The organism is Mycolicibacterium bacteremicum, from assembly GCF_002086115.1.
Classification (GTDB): Bacteria; Actinomycetota; Actinomycetes; order Mycobacteriales; family Mycobacteriaceae; genus Mycobacterium; species Mycobacterium bacteremicum.
The window spans coordinates 1-12438 of record NZ_MVHJ01000002.1; the positions used below are offsets into that span (position 1 = coordinate 1).

Annotated in this window: 8 protein-coding genes; 4 read left to right on the forward strand and 4 right to left on the reverse strand. The window is 68.3% G+C overall.

Translation table 11 applies throughout. The features are described 5' to 3' along the window. On the reverse strand, positions 1-1194 hold a 1194-nt coding region (locus tag BST17_RS02315), incomplete at its 3' end, for a DUF222 domain-containing protein (protein ID WP_083055339.1). 226 nt (positions 1195-1420) lie between these two features. Here BST17_RS02315 and BST17_RS02320 point away from each other — a divergent pair. The 4 genes from BST17_RS02320 to BST17_RS02335 are packed head-to-tail and all read left to right on the forward strand — an operon-like array spanning position 1421 to position 3646. Next, positions 1421-2296, forward strand: coding sequence for an oxygenase MpaB family protein (locus BST17_RS02320; protein ID WP_083055340.1), 876 nt, complete (start codon positions 1421-1423; stop codon positions 2294-2296). Further along, on the forward strand, positions 2283-2885 hold the full coding sequence (locus BST17_RS02325) for a TetR/AcrR family transcriptional regulator (RefSeq protein WP_083055341.1): 603 nt from the start codon (positions 2283-2285) through the stop codon (positions 2883-2885). The genes BST17_RS02320 and BST17_RS02325 overlap by 14 nt, the downstream gene beginning before the upstream one ends. A gap of 26 nt (positions 2886-2911) precedes the next feature. Next, positions 2912-3160, forward strand: coding sequence for a hypothetical protein (locus BST17_RS02330; RefSeq protein WP_083055342.1), 249 nt, complete (start codon positions 2912-2914; stop codon positions 3158-3160). Between the two features lie 45 nt (positions 3161-3205). Then, on the forward strand, positions 3206-3646 hold the full coding sequence (locus BST17_RS02335; RefSeq protein WP_083055641.1) for a pyridoxamine 5'-phosphate oxidase family protein: 441 nt from the start codon (positions 3206-3208) through the stop codon (positions 3644-3646). Here BST17_RS02335 and BST17_RS02340 read toward each other — a convergent pair. Genes BST17_RS02340 through BST17_RS02350 form a run of 3 tightly spaced genes read right to left on the reverse strand, consistent with a single transcriptional unit; the run spans position 3630 to position 12340 of the window. Then, positions 3630-4013: a nitroreductase family deazaflavin-dependent oxidoreductase gene (locus BST17_RS02340; RefSeq protein ID WP_083055343.1), complete on the reverse strand. Its 384-nt coding sequence runs from the start codon at positions 4011-4013 to the stop codon at positions 3630-3632. The genes BST17_RS02335 and BST17_RS02340 overlap by 17 nt on opposite strands. A gap of 9 nt (positions 4014-4022) precedes the next feature. Next, positions 4023-11462: a hybrid non-ribosomal peptide synthetase/type I polyketide synthase gene (locus BST17_RS02345; protein ID WP_083055344.1), complete on the reverse strand. Its 7440-nt coding sequence runs from the start codon at positions 11460-11462 to the stop codon at positions 4023-4025. After that, entirely contained in the window at positions 11459-12340 is an 882-nt protein-coding gene (locus BST17_RS02350; RefSeq protein WP_083055345.1) for a class I SAM-dependent methyltransferase, read from the reverse strand. The genes BST17_RS02345 and BST17_RS02350 overlap by 4 nt, the downstream gene beginning before the upstream one ends. Positions 12341-12438 lie beyond the last annotated feature (98 nt).

Here is a 12438-nt window from a genome sequence, read left to right on the forward strand (position 1 = left end):
GCTGAGGGGTCGGATGGTGGCGCCGGTGGTGATGAGTTCGGTGAGCAGGTGGGCGGGGATGATGGCGCCGTCCAGGGTGATGCCGGCCTCGGCGCCGGGTGTGTCTGACGCGCCCGGCGCGGGGCTCTTCGCCAGCGTCGCGGCGATGGGTGACGTCGGCGGATTTGGGTGCGCGACACCATTGCGTGCCGCCGGTGCCGGTGTTTTGGCGGCGGGCGGTTGTGATGGGGTGTCGGTGTCGGGCTCGGCTGCGGGCTGGTCGCCGTGTTCCTCGCCTTCGGCGGGCTGGTCGTTCTCTTCGGGGGCGGTCGATGTGTCATCCGGGGCAGGCGGTGTGGGCCCGGTCGGTTCTGGTCCGGTTGCGGGGTGAGCGCCGTGGCTGGTGTCGGGTTGTTGTCCGGTGAGTACGTAGATGGTGACCGCGGCTGATCGTGGGTCTTTGCCGGAGCTGTCGCAGTTGGGGTCCCCGCATAGGCAGGTCAGTCGGGTCCCGCCGGCCATGACGGCGGCGACGGCGTCGGCGCGGCGTTCCCGTTTGGTGCGGGGGTCGTTGGCGCAGACGCCGTCGGCCAGTTCGTTGGCGCGGGTCTCGGTGATTTTGGCGTCGGTGGCGCGCATGCGTCCCCAGAAGGAGACGACGCCGTCGGGGTCGCTGCTGTCGCCGAACTCTAGGTAGCGATCTTTGGCCGCATTTTTGGATCGGATGACGGCCAGCGGGTCGTGTTGGTGGACCCAGTGGTCGATGGCGGTGAGCAGGGCTGCCTCCGACAGGGTGCCGTAGGCGGTGGCGTCCTCGGCGATGCCGGTGTCGATGCGGGCCAGGGCGTCGGGGTCGGTGACCAGGTGGGTGCGCCAGGTGATGGCGGCGACGATTTTGGCGGTGATGGCTCCGGTGGCGAACAGGGCGGCGGTGCGGGGGAGGCGTTGGCGTAGCGCCACGGCGATGCGCATCTGGGTGTTGGTGGCGTGGGGTCCCAGGTTGCAGGCGGCGCTGATCTGGGCTTTGGCTTGGGCCCAGCCGTCGATCAGCTTGAGTGCAGAGAAGTCGTCCTCGTCATCGCACCAACGCGACGTGACTTCGGCGATGACGGCCAGCCGGCGGGCCGCGGCGGCGGCTTCGGCCTGGGTCTCGGCCCTGACGGCGTCGATGAGCGCGTCATCGCTCATCTCCGACAGTTCCGATCGTTCGAACATGTGTGCGATTCTACCGGCGGCCACCGACGCGGGTCGAAAGATTTCAGACGCCTGTGGATAACTCCGGAAAGAGCTGTTTAATGGCGGTCTGAGGCGGAGTGCGGCGCCCATTTCGGCTCTGCGGTAACCATTCGTTGCCTCACCAAAAATGCACGTGAACACCGTCGACCTATGACCCCCGCCACACCCCATTGGAACAAAGGTCAGAATCTGTAACACTGTTCCTATGACCGAACTGGCCGAAAATACGCCCGAGGCTCTCGACGACGCGCTGCCGCTGGGACCCGACTCGTTGGTGTGGAAGTACTTCGGTGACAACCGGATGTATCTCATCGGCCCGCGGCCGGCCGTCCTGCAGAACATGCTTGCCGAACTCGGCCAGGGCGTGCTCGAGCACTCCACCTTCTTCTCCGATACCGCCGAGCGCCTCAAGCGCACCATCCCGCCCATCTTCAAGACCGTCTACGGCTCCGAGGAGAACAACGCGGGCACCCAGGTCCGCGACTTCCATCATCACGTGAAGGGCGACATGCCCGGGGCTGACGGCCAACCGGTCGGCCGCTACCACGCCCTCGATCCGGACACCTACTTCTGGGCGCACGCCACCTTCGTCGAGCAGATCTACTACTTCGCCGACACCTTCGTGAAGCGCCTGACCGACGCCGAGCGCGAGCAGATCTGGCTGGAGTCCAAGACCTGGTACCGCCGCTACGGCGTCAGCGATCGGCCGATGCCGGCCACCTACGCCGACTTCGTCGAGTACTGGGACCGGATGATGAACGAGGTTGCGGTGCCCCACAAGTCGGCACGGTACGGCGTCGGCTACGTCACCAAGGGCTTCCCCTGCCCCAAGGCCGTCAACCCCACGGTTTGGAAGCTCGTCGCGAAGGTCTTCGATCCGACGGCCGCGTTCCTCACCACCGGCGGCCTCCCACCGCGCGCCCGCGATCTGCTCGGGCTGCCGTGGAGCGAGCGGCAGGAACGCAACTACCAGCGGTTCGCGGCCTTCTGGCGGTCTCGGCCGGTCAACTGGATCTGGGATCGGCTGCCGATGTCGGTGCGCTACAGCAAGTTCGCCCAAGCCGGCTATGCCCGCGGCTGACGCAGGGCAGGTCATTCTCGACGCGGCACTCGTCGAGTTGGAGCGGCATGGCTTCCGCAAGGTGGCCCTGGATGACGTCGCCCGCCGCGCCGGCGTCAGCCGGACCACGATCTACCGCCGCTTCGCCAACCGGGACGATCTCGTCGGCGCGGTCATCGAACGCGAGAATGTGGCGTTGTTCGCCGATATCGCCAGTGAGTTGAAAAGCGCCAAGCCGCAGTCGAATTACTACGTCGAGGCCTTCACGCTCTCCATCATGCGGTTCCGTCGCCACCGCGTGCTGAACCAGATGATCGTCGATGACCCGGCACTCGCCCAGGAGCTGCTGCACCGGCACTATGGCGCGGCGGTGGAGCGCATGGCGGCCGCCCTGCGGGTGATTTTCCCCGAGGGGTTCGCCGAGCGGATCGGCGCGCCCGCGGTCAACGATCTCGCCGACACCATCCTGCGCTATGCGGCGATGGTGCTGCTGTTACCCAGCGTGCAGCCGCTGCAGACGGCCGACGAGGTCCGTGCCTTCGCGACGCGGCATTTCCTGCCCAGTCTGCCGGCGGCGTTGCGGTCGACGTCGGCCTCCAGTGTTTCGTAGGTCACATATTCGGGCAGCCGGGGGTAATGACGAACGCATCGGGTCCTGAGCAGACGGATCCTGAGACCACCCACACAGAGACCGCCGGCACCGAGACCACTGCTGAGAAGGCCGGGACCACCGACGGCGAGAACAGCGAGATCTTCGGCGACTACGACACTCCGCGTCCCACCGCGGTGCTACCCGGCAGCGACGGCACCGTCACCGGAACCGCCGTCAACGACTGGCTCGACGACGACGGAAATCCGATCTACGGGCAGGACAAGGACACCTAGAGTGGCGGGGTGACCCTGCAGCAGACCGCCCCCGCCTTCGTCGAGATGGCCCACTCCATCGTGTGGGCATCGGTGGCCACCGTGGACGCCGACAGCAGACCTCGCAGCCGGGTCCTGCATCCGATCTGGGAGTGGGACGGTACGGATCTGCTCGGTTGGGTCGCCACGGTCCCCTCGCCGGTCAAGAAGAGCCACCTGGCGGCGCATCCCTACGTCTCGGTCAACTACTGGGCGCCGAATCACGACACCTGCAGCGCCGACTGCCTGGTCGAGTGGTACCTCGATGACGAGACCCGCACCGCGGTGTGGAACAAATTCGTCGCCGCGCCCGAGCCGCTGGGCTACCAGCCCACCATCATTCCCGGCTGGGATTCGCCGACCTCGCCGCAGTTCGCCGTCCTGCGCCTGACCCCCTACCGCATCCGGGTGCAGCCCGGCACGATCATGACGAAAGCCGAAGGCGCGGTGCTCAGCTGGAGCGAGTGAGCAGCAGCGCCGACTCCACCGGCGCCACCCGCAGCACGTGCCTCCACGGCCCGCGCATCACCTCCAGTGCTTCGCGCACCGGCACCACCCGCGGATTCTCCACCAGTAGGCTGCGACCGTCGATGACGACCTTGCCCGATCCTGCGGCCCGCAGGTTGCGTACCCAGTCGGTGTCGGTGCCGTAGGGCAGCAACACCGCAACCCCGTCGGATGTCGCGAACGCGGTCACCGGCGTGCGGTACTCCCTGCCGGAGCGCCGGCCCACATGGTCGACCGCGGACCACAGCGGCAGATACCCGGCCAGCGGTTCGACGACGGGATTGACGAACCTGCGGTTGAATTCAGCACGCCGACGCGCAAGCAACATGACCGGATCCTATGGCGTGGCGTCGAGTTGTCCCACCGACTCGGCAGGATTGCTGCAGGCATTGCCCAGCACGGACACGAAGGCACCGAGGAAATCCCGGATGCGTTCCTCGCTGTACAGCGCCGTTCGGTAGCTGGCTTCCAACACCATCGAACTGCCGTAATCCACCACGTTGATGAAGAGTTCGAACGTCTCGGCCTGCCGCACCAGCGTCTCGTACCCGACGGTCAGCCCGGTGTGCCGGATGTCGTCATCGCGGACGTCGATGTTGAACACCACACTCACCAGCGGCGGGCGGCCCCCGCTGCGGGTCAGCTGCAGTTGCTCCTGCACGGTGCCGATGCTGACCCCCTGATGGTCGTAGGCGTCCAGCAGGGCGCCCCGGGTGCGGGTGAGAACGTCGGTGAAGGCGTCGGCGCCCGAGACCTCCAACCGCAGCGGCAGCAGATTCACACAGTGCCCGACCAGCTTGCCCTGATCGTGGAACGACTGCCCGGCCGCGGCCAGGCCGATGACGAGGTCACTCTGCCCGGTCCGCTGGTGCAGCAGGCCCGCGAAACCGGTCAGCATGGTGGCCACCAGGCTGGCACCGTGCGTGCTGCCCATCGTGCGCAACCGGCCGAGCAACTCACTGTCCAGTGCAAGATCCACCCGGGCCGCAGTGAGATCGTCGTCGGCGCCGGATCGGTCCGGCGGCAACTGCGGGGGAGCCGGAACCTCGGACAGTTGCTTGAGCCAATAGTCCTGGTGGAGTTGGCCTTCCAGAGATCCCAGGAAGTGCTGCTCGACCGCGCTGTAGTCGGCATAGCGCGGCGCGGCGGGCAGTTCGACGGAGCGGCCCTCGACGTGTCCGGAGTAGAGCGCCGCAAGCTCACCGAGCACCACAGCGCCCGACCAGCCATCGCATATCGCGTGATGGGTGACGAACAGCAGGTGATGCTGCTCGGCGCCGACGCGCACCAACCGGAACCGCACCAACGGGCCGGTGCGCAGGTTGAACGTCGTCGACATCTCCTCGTCGCGCAATGCCTGCAGCGCGGCCGCGCGCTGATCCGGGTCCAGGTGCATCAGATCGTGTACCGGCAGTTCCAGACCGAGCGCCGGGTCGATCAGCAGTGCGCGCCCGTCGCGGGAGAACCGCGCCCGCAGCGACTCGTGACGATCGAGCAGGGTCTGCAGGGCATGGGTCAGCGCATCGGTGTCGAGCCGGCCGGCGAGACTGAGGTCCAGTCCCTCGTTGTAGGCCACGCTGTTGTTGCCGACGAACCGTGCGGCCAGCCACACCTCGCGCTGGGATTCGGTGCTGGGAACCGTGATCACCCCGTCCTCATCGACGGTCGCGCCGTACAGCTCGGCGGTGGGTGACACATCGTCGAAGAATCCACCCTGCTTCATCTGCGCGATCGCGTACGCGAACCCGTCGACGATGTGGTCCACCTCTGCATCGCCGTGTTCGGTGGTCAGGTAGTTGGGCCGGGCGTCCCAGGCGTTGACGCCCGCTTCGCGCAGGAAGTAGTAGAACAGTTCACCGAAGGCCAGCTCCTGGGTCCACTCCGGCTTCATCAACGAGCCGAACCTGCCCATGTGCATGGGCACACCCTCGGCGGCGAACAGCGCATTGAGTCTGTCCACCAATGTCTTTGCGCATGCGTTGACGCGCTCCTGCAGGTCCGGATTGGCCACCATGTGCTGCAACGTGGCGTGCACCACGGCCATGGTCAGCGGATGCCGGACGAAGGTCCCCGCGAAGTAGGTGACCCCCACCTCCGGCATCGAGTCGTCACCGAACTGCCAGACACCACCGTCGAGGGCGTCCATGAACCGCGGCACACCGGCCAGCGCGCCGACGGCCATACCGGCTCCGAACACCTTGCCGTAACAGCCGATATCGGCCTTCACGCCCCAGACGCCCTGGGCGCCGGCCCGGTGTACCCGGAACCCGCAGACCACCTCGTCCATGATCAGTGCGGTACCGCTCTCGTCACAGATGCGGCGCACCTCACGCACATAGTCCGCGGGCTGCAGATCCGGTTTGCGCGACTGCACCGGCTCGATGACCACGGCCGCCAACTCGTGGGCCCGTTCCCGGATCACGGCAAGCGATTCCGCGCTGCCGTATTCCAGCACGATGGTGTTGGCGACACTCTCCGGTGGGACGCCGGGCGCCGCGGGTACGGTCTTGCCGCTCGGGGTGCTGCGCACCAGCACCTCGTCGGTGATGCCGTGGTAGTCACCCTCGTGCTGGATGATCAGATTGCGTCCGGTGACCGTGCGGGCCAGCCGGATCGCCGCGAGCACCGCCTCGGACCCGGTGTTGCAGAACGCCACCCGCTCATGCCCGGTCAGTTCGGCGAACAGCTTGGCGCACTCGCCGGCAACGGGGTTCTGCGGGCCGATGATGATGTCGCGGTCGATCTGCCGGTGCACGGCCTCGACGACGAAATCGGGCCGGTGGCCGAAGAACACCGAACCGAATCCGTTGGTGATGTCGACGTAGGAGTTCCCGTCGGCGTCGATGAACCGCGGACCCTTGGAGGTGTCCGACACGATCGGGTAGACCAGGTCCTTCCACAACGGACGGAACCCCGACACCGCGCGCGGATCGGCCAGATGCGGACGGTGCTCGTCGGCGTAGGCGCGGCTGCGGGCGGTGCGGGCGGTGTAGCGGGCGATGAACTCGTCGAGGGCGTGGCGTTGCCGGGGGGTGAGCGCCTCACCGGCGTTGGTGCTGATGCGGGCGCCGGCGCCGAACACCTTCGCAGTGGCTGCGGTGCCACCGGCCAATTCGTCAAGGTGCCCGGCCAGTGCGGCCGGTGTCGGGAACTCCTCCAGCAACTGACGGAACCGCAGGGACACCGCCAGCCGGGAGTTCAGCTGCGTGGTGATCTGGGTCAGCAGCAGCGAGTCGAAACCCATCTCCAGGAACGACCGATGATCGTCGGCGGGTCCGATCTCGACCCCGGCGACGTCGGCGAACAGCACACGCACGGTCGTGAGCGTGTCGGTGGCGGAGTCCGCGGCCGCGGACGGGATGACCGCCGCCGGTGCGACGCCGGCATCGGCGCTGACCGGCAGCGCCGCCGTCGGGGTCAACCAGTGCCGGGTCCGGATGAACGGATACGTGGGCAGGCCGACCCGGACACGGGTCTCGCCGGCGTGCACCCGACGGGGGTCGGGGTCGACACCGGCCAGGAACAGCCGGGCCACCGCGGTCGAAATGTGCTCGGCATCATCGGCATCGGTGGCGCGTGCGTGCGGTAACGATGCCACCGCGGTCACCCCGGACTGCAACGCGCTGGTCGTCAGGTTCTGTCCCGGCCCACATTCGAGCATTACGGTCCCCGGGGTCTGCGCGGCATGCAGCAGTGCCGGGGCGAAGCGCACCGCGTTGCGAAGCTGCAGCGCCCAGTAGTGCGGATCCTGGGCCTGCTGATCGGTGACGGGCAGCCCAGTCAGGCTCGAGTAGAACGGCAGCATCGGTGCGCTGCGCGGGTATTGGGCCACCACCCGGGTGAACGGGTCCACGATGGGTTCCATCATCGGGGAGTGGAAGGCGTGGCTGGTGTGCAGCACCGTGCTGGCCACTCCGTCGGACTCCAGCCGCGTCCGGATCTCGGCCAGTTCGGGGTGGGGACCGGACAGGACCGTCACCTTCGCCGAGTTGACCCCGGCGATCGCGACATCACCGGAAAGGTAGCGGGCGGCTTCGTTCTCGGACAACCGGACGGCCAGCATGCCGCCCGCGGGCATCGACTGCATGAGCCGGGCGCGCTCGGCCAGGATCAACAGCGCGTGCTCGAGCTCGAACACCCCGGCCAGCGTGGCGGCCACGAACTCGCCGACGCTGTGGCCGATCATGTGCTGCGGGGACAGCCCCCAACTCATCCACAACCGCGCGGTGGCGTAGCTGATGGTGAAGATGGCGGGCTGGGCCAGCTGGGTGTCGCGCAATGCCTGCGCGGCGGACTCCTCCTCGGAGAACAGCAGATCGCGAAGGTCCACGTCCAGTGCCGGCAGCAGGATGTCGGCGCACTGGTTGACCGCGCTGCGGAAGACGCTCTCGGTCTCATAGAGTCGCCGGCCCATGCCGGGGTGCTGCGCGCCCTGTCCCGGGAACGCGAACACCAGGTGTGGTCGAGCCGCCGGATCCGTGCCGCGGACAATGCTTTCCGGTGCCGACAACCGGGTCGCCGCCTCGGCACAGCTGCGGGCGACGACGGCGGCCCGATACGGGTGCCGGTTGCGCCCGACATCGAGGGTGTAGGCCACATCGGCCAGCGGCGCCGACGAGGACCCCAGGAACTCGGCGAGTTCGGTGATCTGGGTCTGCAGCGACTCGGCGGAGCGGGCGGACAGGCGCAGCACCTGCCACTGGCGCCGGGCCCTGGTCGAGACGGCGGCCGGACCCTGTTCGAAGATGGCGTGGAAGTTGGTGCCGCCGAAGCCGAACGAGGACAGCGCGCCGCGGCGGGGTTCGTCGCCCGCCCAGCCGGTGCGGGTGTCGTTGACGAAGAACGGCGAGGTCTCGAACTTGCAGTCCGGGCTGGGGCGCTCGAAGTTCAGCGTGGCCGGACGCTCACCCTCGCGCAGCATCAGCGCCAGCTTGATGGCGCCGGCGGTGGCCGCGGCCGCATCCAGGTGCCCGATGTTGGTCTTCACGCTGCCGATGGCGCAGAACCCGGTGTCGGCGGTATCGGCCCGCCAGGCCTGGGTGATGGCGGCGACCTCGATGGGATCACCCAGCGGGGTACCGGTGCCGTGCGCCTCCAGCACACCGATGCTGCGGGCGTTGACGCCGGCGCGGTCCAGTGCGGTCCGCACCACCGCGCGCTGCCCGGCGATGCTGGGCGCGGTGAAGCTGGCCCGTTGCGCGCCATCGTTGTTCAGCGCGGTGGCCCGGATGACCGCGTGCACGGTGTGCCCATCGGCGACCGCGTCCTCCAGCCGACGCAACACCAGCGCTGCACCGCCACCGGTGAGCACCATCCCGGAGGCCGCGGCGTCGAACGCGCGGACCCGCCCGTCGGCGGACAGTGCCCCACCGGGGACATGTTGATGCCCGTTGCGGTACTGCCAGGGCAGTGACGCCCCGCCGGCCAGTGCCACATCGCAGTCGTCGGCCAGCAGCGCCTGGCACGCCAGATGCAGTGCGGCACCGCTGGACGAGCACGCGGTCTGCACGCTCATCGCGGGTCCGGTCAGCCCCAGCTTGTAGGCGATACGGGTCGCGGCATAGTCCTTGTCGTTGCCGACCAGCGCGTAGCCCAGCCCGTAGTCGGCGGTCCCGTCATGGGGCAGCACATTGCGGGTCAGATAGCTGTTGGCCGCCACGCCGGCATAGATCCCGGCCCGCAGCGTGGTGGTGGCGGTGGCGATCCCGGCGTCCTCGAATGCGGCGACGGCGGTTTCCAACAGCAGCCGCTGCTGTGGGTCGATGCGTTCGGCCTCGTGCGGGGTGTAGCCGAAGTAGTTGTGGTCGAAGGCTTCCGAATCGGCGACCCAGCCGCTGACCGGCACGAAGTCGGGATCGTCGGACGCCGTGTCCAGCAGTTCCAACGAGTCGACCCCGTCGAGCAGATTGCGCCAGAACACCCGCACGTCGGCCGCGCCCGGCACCCGGGCGGCCATCCCGACGATCGCGATATGTCCCGAGGCGGGTGCGCTGCGGTGCGCGGCGGGAGCCACCGCGACGGCGGGTTCGGGGGCCGAGAGCCGCCCGGCGACCCCGGCGATGGTGGGTGCCTCGAAGAAGTCGGTGATGGAGAGTTCGGTGTCCAGAACGGCATTGACGCGGGTGACCAGGCGGGTGGCCAGCAGCGAGTTGCCCCCGAGTTCGAAGAAGGGGTCATCCACCCCGGCTCCCGGGAAGCCCAGCAAGTCCGCCCAGATGGCGGCCAGGCTGTTCTCCAGTTCGGAGACCGGCGCGCGGTAGGCGGTGCCCAGTGCGGGCCGGCCGAGGACCGGTTCCGGCAGTGCCTTGCGGTCCACCTTGAAGCTGGCGTTGACCGGGAAGGCGTCCATGAAGGTGTAGGCGGCGGGCACCATGAAGTCCGGAAGCGTCTCGGCCAGCAGGGCATTGATGTCCGAGGGCAGCAGTTCCGCGGAGGTCCGCAGATAGGCCGCCACGAATCGTTCCCCGTCGGGCCGCGCGGGCGCGGTGACCACACTCTCCAGCACGCCGGGGACGCGGTTGAGTGCCTGTTCGATCTCACCGAGTTCCACGCGGTGACCGCGGATCTTGACCTGATGGTCCATCCGGCCGTGGTAGAGCAGGGCGCCGTCGGCCCGGCGGCTGACCAGATCACCGGTGCGGTAGAGCGTTTCGCCGCCGAGCGGGTCCGCGACGAAGGCTGCCGCGGTCTGCTCGGGCAGGTTCCGATAGCCACCGCCGACGCACACACCCTGCGCACACAGCTCACCCTTGTCCCCGGCGGCGGCCAGGTTGAGATCGCGGTCGCGGACGGTCAGGGTGACGTTGGGTAGCGCGGTCCCGATCGGGCAGTCCCCACCGGCGGCGATGTCGGCGTCGGTGACCTCGTGGAAGGCGACGGTGTCGGCGCACTCGGTGGGGCCGTAGCCGTTGAACAATGCGGGCCGCGCGTGCGTGAGCCACGGCCGGAAACGGTCCAGCCGCAGGGCTTCACCGAGGATCAGCAGCCGTCGCACACCGGCCATCTGCGCGTAGGTCTCCCGCGTGCCGTCCTCGATCAGGCCGAGCAGCCCGGTCGGGGTGTGGTTGATGGTGTTGACGTCGAAGTCGACGATGGCGGCCCGGATGCGCGGCGGGTCGTAGACGGGGGAGTCGTAGAGCACGACGGTGCCGCCCGTCAGCAGCGGCGAGCAGATGGCCTTACTGGTGATGTCGAAGCCGATCGAGGTGGCCACCAGCGCACGGGTGTCCGGCCCGACTCCGAATCCGTCGATCATCCAGCGGTTGACGTTGACCGCGCCGCGCTGGAAGTTCAACGTGCCCTTGGGTTTACCGGTCGACCCAGAGGTGTAGATGGAGTACACGAGATCCTCCGGGCTACCGGCCGGCGGATCGATCGTCTGCCCGGTGTCCTCGGCGGTCAGCCGCACGGTCCGGGTGCCCGCCTCGACGCCCATGGCGCGCAGGGCGTCATCGTCACGGTCGGTGACGAGCGCGAACGGGGCGGCGTCGGCGAGGATGCCGTTGATCCGGCCGGCCGGGTACACCGGGTCCAGCGGGATGTAGTAGCCGCGGGCCTTGAGGATGCCCAGCAACGCGATCGGTAGCAGTGGGGTGCGGTCGCACAGGAAGGCCACGCCGGTGTTGGGGGTCAGACCCGCGTCGAGCAGTCGGTGGGCCAGGGCGTTGGCCAGGGCGTTGAGCTCGGCGTAGCTGAGGGTGCCGTCGCGGTGCATGATCGCCGGCGCACCCGGGGTGCGGGCGGCCTGCGCGGCGAACAGGTCCTGAATCGTGTTCATCCGGCGACCTTGCGGGCCGACACCGTGAGGAACCGCATGCCGGACACCTCGGTCTGGTACTGGTCGACCACCTCCCAGCCGGTCTCGCGCAGCAGGTGCGGATGGTTGTGGCAGAAGCTGAACTCCGAGCCGTGCGGGCGTGACCGCGTCTCGGTGTCCAGGTCGTAGCCCGCGTACACGGGTTCGGTGATCAGCCACCAGCCACCGCGTTCGGCGGTGATGCGGTAGAGGTGGCGGACCTTGTCCTCCGGGAAGTACTCGAGCACGCCGGCGTTGGAGAAGTAGGTCCAGTCGCGTCCGGCGTGGTCCTCGATCCACCGCACGGCGTCGGCGTTGACGAAGCCGAGCCGGGCATCGTCGCACCAGCGCCGGGCGTTCTCGCGGGTGGCGTGCTCGTTGATGTCGATACCGACGAAGCGTCCGATATCGGGCAACTGCCGGCTCAGGTACTCCAGTGCCAGGCCGTTACCGCTGCCGATCTCGCACAGCGCCGGGCAGGCCCGGTCGGCTAGCTCGGTCTGCAGGAATTCCACGGGCCGGGCGTGCTCGCGCAGGAACCACTGCTCGAAGCGTCCCGCGATCTCGGCCGATTCGCTGAACCTCGCACCGCCGGGGCCCGCCCAGAAGCGCTCATGCAGCGCACTGAGCGCCGCCCAGTCCGCCGGGCCGGCCCGGTCGGTCCAGCCGGCCAGGATCAGCCGGTCGAGCAGCGAGAAAGTGTGCGGGTCGCCGTGCTCGAGCAGCCGACGGCCGTGGCCCGGGCGCAGCGTGAGCAACGCCCGGCCGGCGCCGACTTTGACGGCTCGGCGCCACCGGCCGGCGGGCACCCCGAAGGGATAGCGGATGACGGGTTCGCTGGCCGATAGCTGATCTGTCATCCCCGAATTTCCTATCACTACACTGCACGGAACGTTTTGCACGTAAAAACATACTTTGCCCTAACAATGAAGTTTGCGAAAGTCGACTGTGGGATTTG

What these genes read in the sequence shown, in the direction of transcription:
- BST17_RS02320 (WP_083055340.1), top strand. Translation starts at nt 1,421, where the DNA reads ATGACCGAACTGGCCGAAAATACGCCCGAGGCTCTCGACGACGCGCTG.
- BST17_RS02325 (WP_083055341.1), top strand. Translation starts at nt 2,283, where the DNA reads ATGCCCGCGGCTGACGCAGGGCAGGTCATTCTCGACGCGGCACTCGTC.
- BST17_RS02330 (WP_083055342.1), top strand. Translation starts at nt 2,912, where the DNA reads ATGACGAACGCATCGGGTCCTGAGCAGACGGATCCTGAGACCACCCAC.
- BST17_RS02335 (WP_083055641.1), top strand. Translation starts at nt 3,206, where the DNA reads ATGGCCCACTCCATCGTGTGGGCATCGGTGGCCACCGTGGACGCCGAC.
- BST17_RS02340 (WP_083055343.1), bottom strand. Translation starts at nt 4,013, where the DNA reads ATGTTGCTTGCGCGTCGGCGTGCTGAATTCAACCGCAGGTTCGTCAAT.
- BST17_RS02345 (WP_083055344.1), bottom strand. Translation starts at nt 11,462, where the DNA reads ATGAACACGATTCAGGACCTGTTCGCCGCGCAGGCCGCCCGCACCCCG.
- BST17_RS02350 (WP_083055345.1), bottom strand. Translation starts at nt 12,340, where the DNA reads ATGACAGATCAGCTATCGGCCAGCGAACCCGTCATCCGCTATCCCTTC.